Consider the following 16832-nt stretch of genomic DNA (forward strand, 5'->3'; position numbering starts at 1 on the left):
GGGGACGCAGGAGGATAGGGCGAGCAGGCGGCTGGAAGAGCCTGTCCAAGCCGCAAGGCTGATCCGTAGGCAAATCCGCGGATTGTAAGGCCAAGCGGTGATGGCGACGGAGTCATCCGGAAGTCCCCGATTTCACACTGCCAAGAAAAGCCTCTAGCGAGGGAAGAGGTGCCCGTACCGCAAACCGACACAGGTAGGCGAGGAGAGAATCCTAAGGCGCGCGGGAGAACTCTCGTTAAGGAACTCGGCAAAATGACCCCGTAACTTCGGGAGAAGGGGTGCTCGTTTGGGTGAAGAGCCCGAACGAGCCGCAGTGAAAAGGCCCAAGCGACTGTTTATCAAAAACACAGGTCTCTGCGAAGCCGAAAGGCGACGTATAGGGGCTGACACCTGCCCGGTGCTGGAAGGTTAAGGGGAGCGCTTAGCGGAAGCGAAGGTGCGAACCGAAGCCCCAGTAAACGGCGGCCGTAACTATAACGGTCCTAAGGTAGCGAAATTCCTTGTCGGGTAAGTTCCGACCCGCACGAAAGGTGTAACGACTTGGGCGCTGTCTCAACGAGAGACCCGGTGAAATTATACTACCTGTGAAGATGCAGGTTACCCGCGACAGGACGGAAAGACCCCGTGGAGCTTTACTGCAGCCTGATATGGAATTTTGGTATCGCTTGTACAGGATAGGTGGGAGCCTGGGAAGCCGGAGCGCCAGCTTCGGTGGAGGCGGCGGTGGGATACCACCCTGGCGATATTGAAATTCTAACCCGCACCCCTTAGCGGGGTGGGAGACAGTGTCAGGCGGGCAGTTTGACTGGGGCGGTCGCCTCCCAAAAGGTAACGGAGGCGCCCAAAGGTTCCCTCAGAATGGTTGGAAATCATTCGGAGAGTGCAAAGGCACAAGGGAGCTTGACTGCGAGACGGACAGGTCGAGCAGGGACGAAAGTCGGGCTTAGTGATCCGGTGGTTCCGCATGGAAGGGCCATCGCTCAACGGATAAAAGCTACCCCGGGGATAACAGGCTGATCTCCCCCAAGAGTCCACATCGACGGGGAGGTTTGGCACCTCGATGTCGGCTCATCGCATCCTGGGGCTGTAGTCGGTCCCAAGGGTTGGGCTGTTCGCCCATTAAAGCGGTACGCGAGCTGGGTTCAGAACGTCGTGAGACAGTTCGGTCCCTATCCGTCGCGGGCGCAGGAAATTTGAGAGGAGCTGTCCTTAGTACGAGAGGACCGGGATGGACGCACCGCTGGTGTACCAGTTGTCCCGCCAGGGGCACCGCTGGGTAGCTATGTGCGGACGGGATAAGCGCTGAAAGCATCTAAGCGTGAAGCCCCCCTCAAGATGAGATTTCCCACCGCGTCAGGCGGGTAAGATCCCTCGAAGATGACGAGGTCGATAGGTCCGAGGTGGAAGCGTGGCGACACGTGGAGCTGACGGATACTAATCGATCGAGGGCTTAACCTAACAAGAAAAGTGGAGGCCGCCTGCTTATCGGCGAGGCGCGCTGGAGGGCCTGCGAGCGGGCTAAGCCCGCCGCAGCAGGACCGAAGCGTCGCGAGCCGATGGCGGCCGGAACTAGACATCGAAAAGCGCAGGCGAGCGGTTCGCCCCGGCTTCTTCCGACGGTTATCTAGTTTTGAAGGAATGACTTTCCTTCTTGACAATATTTATTTTTTAAGTATAATAAATGATGTCGAAACTGAATCGCTTGCCTAGTGGTGATAGCGGAGGGGAAACACCCGTTCCCATCCCGAACACGGAAGTTAAGCCCTCCAGCGCCGATGGTAGTTGGGGCCAGCGCCCCTGCAAGAGTAGGTCGCTGCTAGGCAATCTTATTCACCAGGGAGTAGCAACACGCCTAATTCCCTTTTTCTTTTTGTTTTGCGAGTTTGATCTCAGGACTGCCCGGGAGGCTCAATATAGCCTTAGCAGGGCAGTCCTTTTGTTTTGTATGGCTGTTTTTTTGGCGCCGGCAGTGGCAACGTTGCCGTTCCTTATGGTAAAATTTCAAAAGCGGAAGCAAAGATGATAAAATGGAATAAGGTGGAACACCATGAAGCAGTTTGAACTTACCGTGCATTCTCCGGAAGAGACGAAGGCGGTTGCACGCCGGCTCGGAGAACGGCTTCAGCCGGGGATGGTCATCGCGTTAGAGGGAGATTTAGGTGCGGGAAAAACAACGTTTACGAAAGGGATTGCCGAGGGGCTGGGCATTGTACAAAACGTCAACAGCCCGACCTTCACGATTATCAAGCAGTATGATGGGCGGCTGCCGCTTTATCATATGGATGTGTATCGGCTTGAAGACGAATGGGAGGATCTCGGATTTGATGAATATTTTAACGGTGATGGTGTTGCGGTTGTCGAGTGGGCCCATTTGATTGCGGGGCAGCTGCCTGAGGAGCGGCTGACCGTTTCTTTGTTTCGCCATGGCGGCGATGAACGGAGACTTGTCTTTGAGCCGTCAGGGTGGCGCTATGAACAGCTATGCAAGGAGATTTTTGCGTCATGAAAATATTAGGGATTGATACATCGAATATGCCGCTAGGCATTGCTGTGGCGGATGGGGATGTTATTAAAGGGGAATTCATTACGAGTGTCAAAAGAGATCATTCTGTCCGGACGATGCCGGCCATTGAGTCGCTGCTTCGGCAGTGCGGAATGGCGCCCAATGAGCTTGATTTAGTTGTTGTTGCGAAAGGCCCTGGATCTTATACCGGGGTGCGGATCGGTGTCACCATTGCGAAAACGCTCGCTTGGTCGCTCGGCATTCCGATAGCCGGCGTCTCGAGTTTAGAGGTGCTCGCCGCTAATGGCCGGTATTTCCCCGGTTTGCTCGTCCCGCTGTTTGACGCGCGGCGCGGACAAATTTACACCGGGTTGTACCGGTACGAGGACGGCGCGCTCCGATGCCTTGAAGCGGACCGGATTGTGGCGGCGGACGAGTGGGCCGATCATTTACGCAGACGGGGAGAGGATGTATTGTTCATCGGGGCCGATGCGCCGGTATATAGTGAGCTGTTTCGGAGCCGCTTGGGCGGGCGGTTTTTCATGACGCCGCCGTCGTTGACATTGCCGCGGCCAAGTGAGCTCATCATGCTCGGAAAAGAGAAAGAACATGAGAATCCGCATACGTTTGTGCCGAATTACATCCGTCTTGCGGAAGCGGAAGCGAAATGGCTTGCGAAACAAAAAGGGGACGGGGACGATGGGGATCGATGTGCAATTCCGGCCGATGACCATTCATGATATCGATGAGGTCGTGCAAGTCGAACAGGCGTCGTTTACCGCGCCGTGGAGCCGGGAATCTTTTTATAATGAACTGATGTACAATCGTTACGCGAAATATATTGTCATGGTGCACCGCGGACGGATCATCGGGTATGCGGGGATGTGGCTCGTGATTGATGAAGCGCATGTGACGAATGTCGCTGTGCTGCCACAGTTTCGCGGACAAAAACTCGGCGAAGCGCTTATGCGCCGCCTTATGGAAACAGCCAAGCAGCATGGGGCGGCGACGATGACGCTGGAAGTGCGCGTCTCGAACCATGTCGCCCAGTCGTTGTACCGAAAGCTTGGGTTTCGCAATGGCGGCATCCGCAAACGGTATTATCCGGACAATTTTGAAGATGCGCTAGTGATGTGGGTGAAACTGACATGAATGAAAACGTGCATGTACTAGGTATTGAAACGAGCTGCGATGAAACAGCGGCGGCCGTGGTGAAAAACGGAAAAGAGATTTTATCGAATGTTGTGGCGTCGCAAATGGAAAGCCATCGGCGGTTTGGCGGTGTTGTGCCGGAAATTGCCTCGCGCCATCATGTCGAACAAATTACACTCGTCATGGAGGAAGCGATGCGGCAGGCTGGCGTATCGTTTTCCGATCTTGATGCCATTGCGGTGACGGCCGGACCGGGGTTGGTTGGGGCGCTCCTTGTCGGGGTGAACGCCGCAAAGGCGCTCGCGTTTGCCCACGGGTTGCCGCTTGTCGGGGTGCATCATATTGCTGGTCATATTTACGCCAACCAGCTCGTGGCGGAGATGAAATTTCCGCTGTTGGCGCTTGTCGTTTCCGGCGGGCATACGGAGCTTGTTTACATGGAAGGCCACGGGGCGTTTCAAGTCATTGGCGAGACGCGCGACGACGCTGCTGGTGAGGCGTATGACAAGGTGGCGCGGGCTTTAGGCCTTCCGTACCCAGGAGGACCGCACATCGACCGGTTGGCTCATGAGGGCGAGCCCGTGATTGATTTGCCGCGAGCGTGGCTTGAGGAAGGTTCGTATGATTTCAGCTTCAGCGGCTTAAAATCAGCGGTTCTCAATGCGCTCCACAAAGCGAAGCAGCGCGGCGAGGAGATCGATCCGAGACAGATGGCCGCGAGCTTTCAGGCCAGCGTCGTCGATGTGCTGGTGACGAAAACAGTGCAGGCGGCGAAACAGTACAATGTGCGGCAAGTGCTGCTCGCCGGCGGAGTGGCGGCCAACCGCGGGCTTCGGGCTGCACTGCAGGAGAAAATGAAAGAGCTCCCCGATGTGGAGCTTGTCATCCCACCGTTATCGCTATGCACTGATAATGCGGCGATGATTGCCGTTGCGGGAACTGTGTTATATCAACAAGGAAAGCGGGCTGATTTGGCGCTCAACGCCAATCCAAGCTTGCCGCTTGTCTAGAAGGTCGGTGATTTAGTACAAAATACTGCTAGCTCCACTTGTTTCTCAATTAGAGAAAAACTGTGGAATCAGCCTTCTTTTTTGGCGAAATGCCGTTGATTTGCTCGTGACAGCAGTTTGTCACCGGCCTTCTAGGAGGTTGGGGATTTCATAGAGCGGATCGCTTAGGGCAGGTGGTCTGCTCTTTTTTGTTTGGCAAGCGGAACGGCCGTCGGGTGGGGACTTGTTGTGCATATTTTTATCCATAGGTTGTGGACAATGTGGAAAAGTAAAAAAAACATGATAACGGCGAGGAGTGCAATACACAATCATTTTTTCATATGAGGAAAGGGATTGGTTGTGGATAATGTGGAAAAGTCGGTGAATAACTTCTGTTTTGCACAGAAAAGTGTGGATTTCTTTGTGTATAATGTGATTAACACAAAAACGGGGCTGACCTAAAAGGTCGCCTGCCTTCAAGATAGGCGCACGTCTAGTGCGGCAGAAACAGCAAGCATATATATGCAACGAAAGAGGGTGTTCCAATCCTTTGGGGACACCCTCTTGTCAGTCATCGTCCTTCACCTAAGAAGCAGCTTTCATGAACAAGGCAAAAGGCTGCTAAATGAGTTTGGCCTGTGATCGGCCTGGCGCGGTGATGCGCACGAGCAGTGCACATGAAGCCGCTAGATGCCCGTGTTGGCGTTCCCTGGCAGCGGATTGGCTCAAAACGAGGCGTAGAGCTGTTCCCACTCGGCCAATAACGTTTCAAGCTGCTGTTTCCGCTTTTCGTTTTCTTGCGTGAGCTGCTGCACGGTTTCATAATCGCCGTATACAGACGGGTCGCACAGCTGCTGCTCGGTTTCAGCGATTTGTGCTTCCAGTGCGGCGATCTCGGCTTCGATCTCTTCCAGACGGCGCTGCCGTTGGCGCTGTCGTCTTTTTTCCTCTTTTTCTTGCTCGTATGTGGATTTGGCTGTTTCGCCGCTGTCCGGTGATGCGGGCGGGTGGGAGTCCAGGCGCGCCAATTCGCGCATTTCTTCTTTTTTCGCCACGTAATAGTCATAGTCTCCTAAATATTCGACAAGCCCATCGCCCGAGAGTTCAAACAGCTTTGTCGCGATGCGATTAATGAAATAGCGGTCGTGGGAGACGAACAAGATCGTTCCCGGATAGTCGACAAGCGCCTTCTCGAGCATCTCTTTGCTGTCAAGGTCGAGATGGTTGGTCGGTTCATCCAACAAGAGAACGTTGGCTTTTTGCAACATGAGTTTGGCGAGCGCCAGGCGTGCTTTCTCTCCGCCGCTTAAGGCGGAAACCGGTTTTAAGACGTCGTCGCCGGAAAACAAAAAGTTGCCGAGCACGGTGCGAATTTCTTTTTCGGTTTTGTCCGGGTAGGCGTCCCACAACTCGTCGAGCACTCGTTTGTTTGTCGACAGTTCCGCCTGGTTTTGGTCGTAATAGCCGATTTTCACATTTGCACCGTACCGGAGCTTTCCGGATTGGACTGGGAGCTTTCCGGCGATCGTCTTCAACAATGTCGACTTGCCGATGCCGTTTGGTCCGACCAAGGCGACACTCTCCCCCCGTGTGATGCGAAAGCTGATTTGGCGGATGACCGGTGCGCCTTCGCGATAGCCGGCGGTCAATTGCTCTGCGGTGAGCACCTCATGGCCGCTCGGCCGCTCAATCGCAAAAGAAAAAGAAGCTGATTTTTCATCTCCGGCCGGGCGTTCAAGCCGCTCCATTTTTTCGAGCTGCTTTCGCCGGCTTTGCGCCCGTTTCGTTGTCGAGGCGCGGGCGATGTTGCGCCGGATGAAGTCTTCGAGGCGGGCGATTTCCTCCTGTTGCTTTTCGTATCGTTTTAGCTCTTGTTCGTATTGCTCGGCCCGAAGCTCCAAATAGCGGCTATAATTGCCGCTATACCGCTTAAGCGTCGCGTTGGACAGCTCGTACACTTCGGTGACGACTTTGTCCAAAAAGTAGCGGTCATGGGAAACGAGCAGAACGGCGCCGGGGTATGCCTGTAAATATTGCTCGAGCCATGTGAGCGTATCGAGGTCCAAATGGTTCGTCGGCTCGTCTAAAATAAGCAAGTCCGGCTTGGCCAACAGCAGTTTTCCAAGGGCGAGCCTCGTCCGCTGTCCGCCGCTTAGCGAGGAAACGGGCGTTGTTTGGTAATCGTATGACGAAAATTGCAGCCCGTGCAAAACAGAGCGGATGTCGGCTTCATACTGATAGCCCCCTTGTTCTTTGTATTGCTCTTGCAAGTTGTCATACGCTTGAAGCGTTTTTTCGTAGCGGGACGGATCGGCGAGCAGATCCGGGTCGCCAAGCTGGGCGCCGAGCTCTGCCAGCTGCGCTTCGATCGCCCGGAGCGGCGCGAATACGTCCAGCATCTCGTCCCAAATGGAGCGTGACGAGTCGAGCCCGCTGTTTTGCGCCAAATAGCCGATTTTGATATGGCTTGGCTTGATGATTTCACCGCTGTCGGAAGAAAGTTCGCCGGCGATGATCTTCAGCAGCGTCGATTTGCCTGCGCCGTTGCGGCCGACAAGAGCAATGCGGGCGCGGGACTGTATTTCTAGTTTTATATTCGATAAAATAAGGTCAGCGCCAAAATATTTCGTGAGTCCATTCACTTGCAAAATGATCATGTCCGTCACCTCGCGAATAGTTTAACGTAAGTCGCGAAAACGGTCAAAGACAGATAACGAAAAATGGTGTATAGTGATAAATGGAGGAGATTGTCTTGTCATCGTTTACGCATTTCAATGAACAAGGCCGGGCGAAAATGGTCGACATTACGAACAAGGAAGATACGATCAGGATAGCGGTGGCGAGAACGAGCGTCACCGTCAATGAAGAGATTTACGAAAAGATGACGAACAATGCCATTGAGAAAGGTGATGTGCTGGCGGTAGCCCAGGTGGCCGGGGTCATGGCGGCGAAAAAAACGGCCGATCTTATTCCGATGTGCCATCCGCTTATGTTAAAAGGCGTCGATATTGCCTTTGCTTGGGAAAAAGAGGCGGAAGCGTATAAACTTGTGATTACCGTGACGGTCAAAACGAAAGGGAGCACAGGAGTGGAGATGGAAGCGCTGACGGCGGCTTCGGTATGCGCATTGACTGTGTACGACATGTGCAAATCGCTCGATAAAGGAATGACGATCGGTCCAACGTATTTGGTCGAAAAAACGGGCGGGAAGTCCGGCCATTATCGACGGAAAACCGATTAGCTGGGGGATGAAACGATGAGCAACGAACAACCGAAAATCCCGCAGGCGACTGCCAAGCGTCTGCCGTTATACTATCGGTTTTTGAAAAATTTACATGCCTCAGGGAAGCAGCGCGTGTCCTCCGCCGAGCTGAGCGAGGCGGTGAAAGTCGATCCGGCGACAATTCGCCGCGACTTTTCGTATTTTGGCGCGCTTGGCAAAAAGGGATACGGGTATAATGTCAATTATTTGTTGTCGTTTTTCCGCCAGACGCTTGAAGAGGATGAGGTGACCGAAGTCGCCTTGTTTGGCGTCGGCAATTTAGGCACCGCCTTTTTAAACTACAACTTTTCGAAAAATAACAACACGAAAATTGTCATGGCGTTTGATGTCGATGAACGGAAGGTCGGAACGACAGTCGGCGGGGTGCCGGTCTATCATCTCGATGAGCTGGAGGAGCGGCTTCGCGGCGACATTCCGATCGCGATTTTAACCGTGCCGGCCGCCGCGGCTCAAGCGCTGACCGACCGCCTTGTCGCGCAAGGAATTAAAGGCATTTTAAACTTTACTCCGGCGCGGTTGAACGTGCCGAACCATATTCGTGTCCATCATATCGATTTAGCCATTGAGCTGCAGTCGCTCGTCTATTTTTTGAAAAACTATCCATCGCCATCGTAAAAAGGAGAGAACAACACATGAAATATTTGTTGCTCGTTCTTGTCATTTTGTTGCTGTTTGGCACGAAAAAGCTGCCGGAGTTGGGGCGGTCGTTCGGCCAGTCGCTTCGCGAGTTTAAAGACGCCACAAAAGGGCTCGCTGATGACGAAGAAACGAAAACCGACCGATGACAAGGCAGGATGGGGAAACGATGAATGACAAAGAAATGTCCGTGTATGAACACCTCGGAGAGCTGCGGAAACGGCTGATCATCGTGCTTCTCTTTTTCGTTGCGGCGCTTGTAGCCAGCTTCTTTTTTGTCGATGACGTCATTGTGTATTTGCAGCACACTGCGGAAGCGAAACAGCTGACGATGAACGCGTTCCGCCTCACCGATCCGATTAAAGTGTATTTTCAGTTTGCCTTTGTCATCGCCGCTGTACTGACTGCTCCGGTGCTGTTGTATCAAATTTGGGCGTTTGTCAGTCCGGGGCTGTATGAAAAAGAGCGGAAAGCAACGCTCAGCTACATTCCAGCATCGATCATTCTATTTTTAGCCGGGGTTGGTTTTGCGTATTTCGTCTTGTTTCCATTTGTCGTCCGGTTTATGAATCAGCTGGCGGAACGGCTCGGCATTCAACAGATGATCGGCATTAATGAATATTTTCAGTTTTTGCTGCAGCTCGTGCTGCCGTTTGGCATCGTGTTTCAGCTGCCGATTGTTGTCCTGTTTTTCACCCGCTTAGGGCTTATTACGCCGCAGCTTCTTGTTCGCATCCGCAAGTATGCGTATTTGGCGCTGCTTATTTTAGCGGCCGCCATTACGCCGCCGGATGTGTTGTCGCAAGTGATCGTCATGATTCCACTGACGCTTTTGTATGAGGGGAGCATCTGGGTTGCCAAAATCGGCTATCGAAAGGCGCAATTAGCGGCGGAGGAAGGAAGCGGCGATCCATATTGAGGGCAGCATCAAGAGGACGGTTCATACGGCGCCAGGCAAAAACCCTCCCCCAATGGGGAGGGTTTTATTGTCTCGGTGTGAAGAACAAGCGAAAGGCGGTGCCGAAATCAAAAGCGGCCAGCGCCGCCAACGCGATGGTTGAGACGTTCCAAATCGTTTCATGAACGCTTTCGATCGCCAAATACGTAAACAGGAAGCCCAAGATGAAATACGGAACAGAAAACAGCCGCGGATGGCGCGTCATAGCCAAATCCTCCAAATGGCCAGCGGCAGTTCCGCTTGGCGCATCATGTTTTCCAATTCATCAGCCAACAAAATTTGAACGGCAACGACAAACGTGTTCATTGCTACATGGGCGAACATCGGCACGAAAATGCGTCCGGTTTTGGCGTATAAAAAGGCGAACACCATCCCCATGGATGTGTACAAAAGCAAATGCTCCGGCTCCATGTGGGCGAGAGCAAACAGAAGCGAGCTGGCCAGCGCTGCCAACCAAAAGTTGTATTTTTCATAAAGCGAGCCAAAAATGATTTTGCGGAAGATGAGTTCCTCCAAAACCGGGCCGATGACCGACGTGACGACGACGAGCAATGGCGTCAGGAGGATGATGTCGATGATTTGCCTTGTGTTTTCCGAGCCCGGCTCAATGCCCAATAGACGCCATTCGATGTTGGCGGCAACGCTTTGCGCGGCAAGCGCCAAAAAGACGCCCGAGATCGCCCACATCCATGACGAGGCGAGCGGCAGCCGCCGCATTGTCCGTTCATCGCGGTCGCCGCGCAGCAGCCATAAAATGATGGCAAAAGCCAATAAAAAGCTGATGACCGCCCAATAGCCGGAGGCAATTTTCGCTGCTTCGAGACGTGTTTGCGCGCCTTGGCCGACGCCGAGGGAGCGAAGGAGCGGCACACCGACAAAGGAAGACAGCTGCATGGTGATATAGGTGATGATGACATACCAGTAACGGCGCTTCAAATCGTTTTACCCCTTTATTTCAAATATATCCGTATTGTAGCACATGTTCGGCGAAATGATAAGAAAAGCGCGCCGGCCGTGGTTGGCGCGGCCGCCACAAAAAAATTGCCTAGCGTTGTTTATTGATGTTAGAAATGTGCAATAATGAAAATGGATTTTGTGCGCCGATTGATCTGGGGCCTGACAGCTTGTTATCCCATTTTCTCCTTATCTTCGCGCATGAAAGAAAAACAGTTATTTTTTTGTATTTCCTACTTGCAAAACGGAGAAGAGTTCATTAATATTATAAGTGTGTTAGCACTCAATAATGATGAGTGCTAATAAAAACGGCGAAAACTATCGTTAAGGAGGTTGTTTCCCGTGTTGAAGCCATTAGGCGATCGCATTGTCATTGAAGTCGTGGAAACTGAAGAAAAAACGGCTAGTGGCATCGTGCTGCCGGATACGGCGAAAGAAAAGCCGCAAGAAGGCCGCGTTGTCGCTGTCGGTGCAGGCCGCGTGCTTGACAACGGCCAACGCGTTGCGCCGGAAGTTGAAGTCGGCGACCGCATCATTTTCTCGAAATACGCCGGCACGGAAGTAAAATACGACGGAAAAGAATACTTAATTTTGCGCGAAAGCGACGTTTTGGCTGTCATCCGCTAATATATTGCGTTTACCACATAAACATTCCGGAAAACTGACATATCCTTAACTTTATGACACGAATACTTACCTTTTTCACGGCATGCAGTGAAACAAATTCATAAGGAGGTAACGGGGTATGGCAAAGGAAATTAAGTTCAGCGAAGAAGCGCGCCGTGCGATGTTGCGCGGGGTGGACAAACTCGCAGACGCAGTGAAAGTCACATTAGGTCCGAAAGGCCGCAACGTCGTATTGGAGAAAAAATTCGGTTCTCCGCTCATCACGAACGACGGGGTAACGATCGCGAAAGAAATCGAACTCGAAGACCCGTTTGAAAACATGGGCGCGAAACTGGTCGCTGAAGTCGCCAGCAAAACGAACGACATCGCTGGGGACGGGACGACAACGGCTACCGTATTGGCTCAAGCGATGATCCGTGAAGGATTGAAAAACGTGGCAGCTGGCGCCAATCCGATGGGCATCCGCCGTGGGATTGAAAAAGCGGTAGCGGTAGCGGTTGAAGAATTAAAAGCCATCTCCAAACCGATCAAAGGAAAAGAATCGATCGCCCAAGTGGCTGCGATCTCGGCTGCTGACGAAGAAGTCGGCCGATTGATCGCTGAAGCGATGGAACGCGTCGGCAATGACGGCGTCATCACGCTTGAAGAATCGAAAGGCTTCACGACGGAACTCGACGTTGTCGAAGGGATGCAATTCGACCGCGGTTACGTTTCGCCGTACATGATTACAGATACGGAAAAAATGGAAGCTGTTCTCGAAAATCCGTACATCTTGATTACGGACAAAAAAGTATCGAGCATCCAAGAGCTGTTACCGGTTCTTGAGCAAGTCGTGCAACAAGGCCGTCCGCTCCTGATCATTGCGGAAGATGTTGAAGGCGAAGCATTGGCGACGCTTGTTGTCAACAAACTGCGCGGCACGTTCAATGCGGTTGCTGTCAAAGCGCCTGGCTTCGGCGATCGCCGCAAAGCGATGCTCGAAGACATTGCGATTTTGACAGGCGGCGAAGTGATCTCGGAAGAGCTTGGCCGTGAACTGAAATCGACCACGATCGCGTCGCTCGGCCGTGCGTCAAAAGTGGTTGTTACGAAAGAAACGACGACGATCGTCGAAGGCGCTGGCGATTCGGAGCGCATCAAAGCGCGCATCAACCAAATCCGTGCGCAGCTTGAAGAAACGACGTCCGAATTCGACCGCGAAAAACTGCAAGAACGCTTGGCGAAACTCGCTGGCGGCGTAGCGGTCATCAAAGTTGGCGCAGCGACAGAAACGGAATTGAAAGAACGCAAACTGCGCATTGAAGATGCGCTCAACTCGACTCGTGCTGCGGTTGAAGAAGGCATTGTCGCTGGCGGTGGCACGGCGTTGATGAACGTCTACAGCAAAGTTGCGGCCATCGAAGCGGAAGGCGATGAAGCAACGGGTGTGAAAATCGTCTTGCGCGCGATCGAAGAACCGGTTCGTCAAATCGCGCAAAACGCTGGTCTGGAAGGCTCGATCATCGTTGAGCGCCTGAAAAACGAAAAACCGGGCATTGGCTTCAACGCGGCAACAGGTGAATGGGTCGACATGATCGAAGCTGGTATCGTTGACCCGACGAAAGTCACTCGTTCGGCGCTGCAAAACGCTGCCTCTGTCGCCGCCATGGTCTTGACGACAGAAGCGGTCGTTGCCGACAAACCGGAAGAAAACAAAGGCAACAACAACATGCCGGATATGGGTGGCATGATGTAATCTCGCCGCAAAAGCCTTGGAACACTGGGGTTTCCCCGGTGTTCTTTTTCTTTTTGACTATATATGCCTCAGCCAGGTGTTCTTACAGCCGCTGATCGGGTGAAGGGCAGCTGTTGTTTCTCCCTCATATCGCTATTCTATTGCACCTTTTCCTCCGCTGTGCTAGTTATCGCACCTCAATGAAAAACGCATAAATCGCATTCCCTTTTTTCCAAGAGGCGTGAATGGCATAAATGTATGCCTCTTTCTTTTCCGGAAGAGTAATGATTCCGTTTTGCACCGAGCGCCAGTCGGCATCTCCGCCGTTCCATACACCCGCTTCGATCGTCAACGGGCGGTCGTCAAATTGGAGGTGTAATTTTGCCCCAGGGGCAACCGGATGGGGATTCATGTTTTTCACGAGCAGCGGCGGGGCGGCAGCGTCGGCCACGACTCCGCGGCCGCCTGTTGACCATGTATATGTTCCGAGGCGGTGGTCGATTGTCTCTCCGTCGACGGCCAATCGTAAGTCAGGCGGTTGGATGTCGCCCGATTGGCAACCGGACAGCCATACAGCGATGAGGAGCCATAGCCATCTATTTTTTCATGTCGTTTCCCCCTTTCTCAGTTAGACGTTTTGCCTGCTCATTTGTTTCATTGTCGATTGTGATTTTGGGTAAAATTAGAAATGGAAAGGCGATATCCAAAGGAGGAGAATGGAATGAACGTGCGGATTGAACGCGATTCGCTCGGTGAGGTGCAGGTGCCGGCTGATAAGTACTGGGGGGCGCAGACGGAGCGAAGCCGGCAAAACTTTCGCATCGGCAAAGAAACAATGCCGCTTGAACTCATTTATGCCTATGCCGAGCTGAAAAAAGCGGCGGCGATCGTGAACCATCAGGCTGGAAAGCTGAGCGAAGCGAAGCAGCGGGCGATTGTGGCCACGTGCGAGGAAATTTTGGCGGGCCGATGGGATGACCATTTTCCACTCGTCGTCTGGCAGACGGGAAGCGGGACGCAGACGAACATGAACGTCAATGAAGTCGTGGCGAGACGGGCGAGCGAGCTGCTAGGTGACGGGGAGGGGCGCATTCACCCAAACGATGATGTCAACATGTCGCAAAGCTCGAATGATACATTCCCGACGGTGATGCATATCGCGATCTACATGAAAATCCAAACACATCTCCTGCCGGCGCTTGATGGCTTGATCGGAACATTCGCTGCAAAAGAACGCCAATATGAAAAGACGATCAAAATCGGGCGCACCCACTTGCAAGACGCGACGCCGCTTACATTTGGGCAGGAAATTTCCGGCTGGCGGACGATGCTGGAAAAAAGCAAGGCCATGATCACCGAAGCGAGTGAGAAGCTGCTTGATTTGGCGATCGGCGGCACGGCGGTCGGAACCGGAATCAATGCGCCGCCGGGATTTGGCGAACAAGTGGCCGAGCAGCTGAAGGCGCAAACCGTCTATCCATTCCGTTCGGCAACAAACAAATTCCATGCGTTGACCAGCCATGACGAGATTGTTTACGTCCACGGGACATTGAAAGCGCTTGCTTCCGATTTGATGAAAATCGCCAACGACATCCGCTGGCTGGCGAGCGGGCCGCGCTCCGGGCTCGGGGAGATCACGATTCCAGCCAATGAACCGGGGAGCTCGATCATGCCGGGGAAAGTGAATCCGACGCAAAGCGAAGCGATGACGATGGTCGCTGTTCAAGTGTTCGGCAACGACGCCACGATCGGTTTTGCGGCAAGCCAAGGCAACTTCCAATTAAATGTGTTCAAGCCGGTCATCGCTTATAACGCCATTCAGTCCGTGCAGCTGCTCGGCGATGCGATTCGTTCGTTTGATGAGCGGTGCGCCAAAGGGTTGGAGGCGAATGAAGCGAAAATGAAAGAATACGTAGAGCGGTCGCTCATGCTCGTGACGGCGCTGAGCCCGCATATCGGCTATGACCGGGCGGCGGAAATCGCGAAGCTCGCCCATCGCGAAGGGTTGACGCTCAAGGAAGCGGCATTGAAAACCGGGTATGTGACAGCTGAGCAGTACGAAGAATGGGTGAGGCCGGAGAAGATGATTTAGCGGCACAAAACGACGGGTAGATCAGCCGTGAGCGAATAGGCGGGCCAAAAACGCTCATCCCGATTCAAGGGATGAGCGTTTTTCCATTGAGACAGCCTCCTGCCGCCAGCTGGCTGCTTTGCACCGGGCAAATGTTAAGCAAACAGGCGAATGAGTTCATTAATCGACAAGACGGCAAACAGCGCCAGACAAAGAACGAGCAGCGCATTCGAGAGCCAATGGTTGCGCCCTTTTTCTGGAAGCGCTTTTTTCGAATTGAGCAAATAAAGAAGCGTCACAGCCAAAAATGGCATAAACAGCGCGCCGAGCGCCCCGTAGGCGATGATGAGTCCGACCGGCTTGCCGATGAAATGCAAGAGCATCGGCGGGAAGGTGAGCCAAAAGACGTAGAAGCGGAACGCTTTTGACTGGTTGAGCGATTCAGCGCCAACCGGCGTTTTCCGCATGTTGCGAACAAAATCGGCGAACAAATACGAAACGCCGTTCCAAACGCCGATGACCGATGTAAATGACGCCGACCAAAAGCCGAGCAAAAAGAGCCAACGGGCAGCCGGGTGCAGCTCGTTGCCCATGATCGAAGCGAATGACACAAGCCCCTGCTCGCCGCTGATCGTCGTGTCAGTGCCGTACAACAAGGCGGCCCCAAGCACGAGAAGCGACAACGTAAAGATGGCGGTGACAATATAAGCGGCAGCGGAATCATAGCGCATCGGCGATACGTAAGCTCGCCCTTTCCAGCCGTTTTCCTGTAGCCAATATCCGTATGACGCCATGGTGATAGAGCCGCCGACGCCGCCGATCAGCCCCGGGCCGATCATCGTCCACTTCGATTTCCCTTTTTTCTCTTCCCCCTTGTTGCAAATAGGTTCCAAAAGTTCCGTATATTCGATATTATAGTAATAGTATAAACTTCACCTTGTCTACCGCTGAAAGACCCATTCATTACTATAAAAGGAGTTTGATGTCATGGCGATTTACGAGCCGCTGCTCCCCCCTTTTGAAAAGGTGGTCCGCAACATTGAGCAAGTCATTGTCGGAAAACGCGACGTCATCATCCTCAGCTTAACAGCGTTATTGGCCAAAGGCCATGTGCTGCTCGAGGATGTGCCCGGCGTCGGCAAGACGATGTTGGTGCGTGCGCTGGCGAAATCGTTCAACGTGGAGCTGAAGCGCATTCAGTTTACGCCGGATTTGCTGCCGAGCGATGTGATCGGCGTTTCCGTCTACAATCCGAAAACACAGCAATTTGAGTATAAACCCGGACCGATTGTCGCCCACATCGTGCTCGCGGACGAGATCAACCGGACGTCTCCGAAAACGCAATCGGCGCTCCTGGAAGCGATGGAAGAAGGAAGCGTGACTGTTGACGGCGTCACCCGGGCGCTGCCGCAGCCGTTTTTGGTGATGGCGACGCAAAATCCGATTGAATATGAAGGAACGTATCCGCTCCCCGAGGCCCAGCTTGACCGGTTTTTAGTGAAACTGCACATGGGCTATCCGTCTCCCGATGAGGAAATCGAAATGTTAAACCGTCTCGAAAAAGCGGCGCCGCTTTCGGAGATCGGGCCGGTGATGCCGCTTGATGAACTGCTCACTCTGCAGCGAAAGGTGATGGGCGTGCATGTGAGCGACACCGTGAAGCGGTATATCGTCGATCTCATCCAGCAAAGCCGTGTGCACGAAGCGGTCTATTTGGGCGTCAGCCCGCGCGGGGCCATCGCTTTGATGAAGGCGGCGCAGGCGTACGCGTTCATTCATGGCCGCGATTTTGTCATCCCTGATGATGTGCAGCACCTTGCTCCCTACGTGCTGGCTCATCGCCTGCTTATTCGTCCGGAAGCGAAATGGGACAAGCTTGATGCTGAAATGGTCGTCAGTCAGCTTGTTGCCCGTACGCCGGTGCCGGTGCAAGGACGGCGATAAA

Annotated in this window: 17 protein-coding genes and 2 rRNA genes (1 of these 19 cut by a window edge); 14 read left to right on the forward strand and 5 right to left on the reverse strand. The window is 53.3% G+C overall.

Features of this window, described 5'->3' with window-relative positions:
- The 6 genes from QSJ10_RS01255 to tsaD all read left to right on the forward strand — a co-directional run.
- Window positions 1–1458, forward strand: a 23S ribosomal RNA gene (locus tag QSJ10_RS01255); it begins 1470 nt to the left of the window's first position.
- A 247-nt stretch (window positions 1459–1705) separates the two neighbouring features.
- Window positions 1706–1822 (forward strand): 5S ribosomal RNA (gene rrf, locus QSJ10_RS01260).
- A gap of 225 nt (window positions 1823–2047) precedes the next feature.
- On the forward strand, window positions 2048–2506 hold the full coding sequence (gene tsaE, locus QSJ10_RS01265) for a tRNA (adenosine(37)-N6)-threonylcarbamoyltransferase complex ATPase subunit type 1 TsaE (protein ID WP_033010045.1): 459 nt from the start codon (window positions 2048–2050) through the stop codon (window positions 2504–2506).
- Entirely contained in the window at window positions 2503–3243 is a 741-nt protein-coding gene (gene tsaB / locus QSJ10_RS01270) for a tRNA (adenosine(37)-N6)-threonylcarbamoyltransferase complex dimerization subunit type 1 TsaB (RefSeq protein ID WP_033016751.1), read from the forward strand. The genes tsaE and tsaB overlap by 4 nt, the downstream gene beginning before the upstream one ends.
- Window positions 3203–3655, forward strand: coding sequence for a ribosomal protein S18-alanine N-acetyltransferase (gene rimI, locus QSJ10_RS01275; RefSeq protein ID WP_033010040.1), 453 nt, complete (start codon window positions 3203–3205; stop codon window positions 3653–3655). Before tsaB ends, rimI begins: the two co-directional genes overlap by 41 nt.
- Window positions 3652–4665, forward strand: coding sequence for a tRNA (adenosine(37)-N6)-threonylcarbamoyltransferase complex transferase subunit TsaD (tsaD, locus tag QSJ10_RS01280; protein ID WP_033016752.1), 1014 nt, complete (start codon window positions 3652–3654; stop codon window positions 4663–4665). Before rimI ends, tsaD begins: the two co-directional genes overlap by 4 nt.
- A 704-nt stretch (window positions 4666–5369) precedes the next feature.
- Here the strand turns inward: tsaD and abc-f are convergent.
- Entirely contained in the window at window positions 5370–7301 is a 1932-nt protein-coding gene (gene abc-f / locus QSJ10_RS01285; RefSeq protein ID WP_053532399.1) for a ribosomal protection-like ABC-F family protein, read from the reverse strand.
- A gap of 95 nt (window positions 7302–7396) precedes the next feature.
- On the opposite strand from abc-f, the gene moaC reads away from it, so the two are divergent.
- From moaC to tatC, 4 genes are read left to right on the forward strand one after another with little or no spacing between them, the layout of a single operon-like run.
- Window positions 7397–7885, forward strand: a complete 489-nt coding sequence (gene moaC, locus QSJ10_RS01290; protein ID WP_033016803.1) for a cyclic pyranopterin monophosphate synthase MoaC — start codon at window positions 7397–7399, stop codon at window positions 7883–7885.
- Window positions 7886–7900: 15 nt separating this feature from the next.
- Window positions 7901–8542 carry a redox-sensing transcriptional repressor Rex gene (locus QSJ10_RS01295; RefSeq protein ID WP_033016754.1) on the forward strand — a complete coding sequence of 214 codons (642 nt, stop codon included), beginning with the start codon at window positions 7901–7903 and terminating at the stop codon, window positions 8540–8542.
- A 17-nt stretch (window positions 8543–8559) separates the two neighbouring features.
- Window positions 8560–8712, forward strand: coding sequence for a twin-arginine translocase TatA/TatE family subunit (tatA, locus tag QSJ10_RS01300; RefSeq protein WP_031406010.1), 153 nt, complete (start codon window positions 8560–8562; stop codon window positions 8710–8712).
- Between the two features lie 20 nt (window positions 8713–8732).
- Window positions 8733–9482: a twin-arginine translocase subunit TatC gene (gene tatC, locus QSJ10_RS01305; protein ID WP_033016804.1), complete on the forward strand. Its 750-nt coding sequence runs from the start codon at window positions 8733–8735 to the stop codon at window positions 9480–9482.
- Between the two features lie 64 nt (window positions 9483–9546).
- Here tatC and QSJ10_RS01310 read toward each other — a convergent pair whose 3' ends face one another.
- On the reverse strand, window positions 9547–9726 hold the full coding sequence (locus tag QSJ10_RS01310; RefSeq protein ID WP_033010036.1) for a YdiK family protein: 180 nt from the start codon (window positions 9724–9726) through the stop codon (window positions 9547–9549).
- The gene (locus tag QSJ10_RS01315; RefSeq protein ID WP_053532400.1) at window positions 9723–10457 is read right to left on the reverse strand and encodes a CPBP family intramembrane glutamic endopeptidase; all 735 of its coding nucleotides are present in this window, start codon (window positions 10455–10457) and stop codon (window positions 9723–9725) included. Before QSJ10_RS01315 ends, QSJ10_RS01310 begins: the two co-directional genes overlap by 4 nt.
- Before the next feature lie 360 nt (window positions 10458–10817).
- Here QSJ10_RS01315 and groES point away from each other — a divergent pair, with 360 nt between their 5' ends.
- Both groES and groL read left to right on the forward strand, forming a co-directional pair.
- Entirely contained in the window at window positions 10818–11102 is a 285-nt protein-coding gene (gene groES, locus QSJ10_RS01320) for a co-chaperone GroES (protein ID WP_033010033.1), read from the forward strand.
- 118 nt (window positions 11103–11220) lie between these two features.
- Window positions 11221–12837: a chaperonin GroEL gene (groL, locus tag QSJ10_RS01325; RefSeq protein WP_033016756.1), complete on the forward strand. Its 1617-nt coding sequence runs from the start codon at window positions 11221–11223 to the stop codon at window positions 12835–12837.
- A 166-nt stretch (window positions 12838–13003) separates the two neighbouring features.
- Here groL and QSJ10_RS01330 read toward each other — a convergent pair whose 3' ends face one another.
- Window positions 13004–13339, reverse strand: coding sequence for a hypothetical protein (locus QSJ10_RS01330; RefSeq protein WP_230581399.1), 336 nt, complete (start codon window positions 13337–13339; stop codon window positions 13004–13006).
- A 198-nt stretch (window positions 13340–13537) separates the two neighbouring features.
- On the opposite strand from QSJ10_RS01330, the gene fumC reads away from it, so the two are divergent.
- Window positions 13538–14908: a class II fumarate hydratase gene (gene fumC, locus QSJ10_RS01335; RefSeq protein WP_033016798.1), complete on the forward strand. Its 1371-nt coding sequence runs from the start codon at window positions 13538–13540 to the stop codon at window positions 14906–14908.
- 134 nt (window positions 14909–15042) lie between these two features.
- On the opposite strand, the gene QSJ10_RS01340 is transcribed toward fumC, so the two are convergent.
- Entirely contained in the window at window positions 15043–15780 is a 738-nt protein-coding gene (locus QSJ10_RS01340) for an Nramp family divalent metal transporter (protein WP_230847118.1), read from the reverse strand.
- Window positions 15781–15874: 94 nt separating this feature from the next.
- On the opposite strand from QSJ10_RS01340, the gene QSJ10_RS01345 reads away from it, so the two are divergent.
- Window positions 15875–16831: an AAA family ATPase gene (locus QSJ10_RS01345; protein WP_053532401.1), complete on the forward strand. Its 957-nt coding sequence runs from the start codon at window positions 15875–15877 to the stop codon at window positions 16829–16831.
- The last annotated feature ends 1 nt before the right edge of the window (window position 16832 follow it).

Source organism: Geobacillus stearothermophilus ATCC 12980, from assembly GCF_030369615.1.
Classification (GTDB): Bacteria; Bacillota; Bacilli; order Bacillales; family Anoxybacillaceae; genus Geobacillus; species Geobacillus stearothermophilus.

Coding starts and splice junctions, on each gene's coding strand:
- tsaE (WP_033010045.1), top strand. CDS start 2,048: ATGAAGCAGTTTGAACTTACCGTGCATTCTCCGGAAGAGACGAAGGCG.
- tsaB (WP_033016751.1), top strand. CDS start 2,503: ATGAAAATATTAGGGATTGATACATCGAATATGCCGCTAGGCATTGCT.
- rimI (WP_033010040.1), top strand. CDS start 3,203: ATGGGGATCGATGTGCAATTCCGGCCGATGACCATTCATGATATCGAT.
- tsaD (WP_033016752.1), top strand. CDS start 3,652: ATGAATGAAAACGTGCATGTACTAGGTATTGAAACGAGCTGCGATGAA.
- abc-f (WP_053532399.1), bottom strand. CDS start 7,301: ATGATCATTTTGCAAGTGAATGGACTCACGAAATATTTTGGCGCTGAC.
- QSJ10_RS01295 (WP_033016754.1), top strand. CDS start 7,901: ATGAGCAACGAACAACCGAAAATCCCGCAGGCGACTGCCAAGCGTCTG.
- tatA (WP_031406010.1), top strand. CDS start 8,560: ATGAAATATTTGTTGCTCGTTCTTGTCATTTTGTTGCTGTTTGGCACG.
- tatC (WP_033016804.1), top strand. CDS start 8,733: ATGAATGACAAAGAAATGTCCGTGTATGAACACCTCGGAGAGCTGCGG.
- QSJ10_RS01310 (WP_033010036.1), bottom strand. CDS start 9,726: ATGACGCGCCATCCGCGGCTGTTTTCTGTTCCGTATTTCATCTTGGGC.
- groL (WP_033016756.1), top strand. CDS start 11,221: ATGGCAAAGGAAATTAAGTTCAGCGAAGAAGCGCGCCGTGCGATGTTG.
- fumC (WP_033016798.1), top strand. CDS start 13,538: ATGAACGTGCGGATTGAACGCGATTCGCTCGGTGAGGTGCAGGTGCCG.
- QSJ10_RS01345 (WP_053532401.1), top strand. CDS start 15,875: ATGGCGATTTACGAGCCGCTGCTCCCCCCTTTTGAAAAGGTGGTCCGC.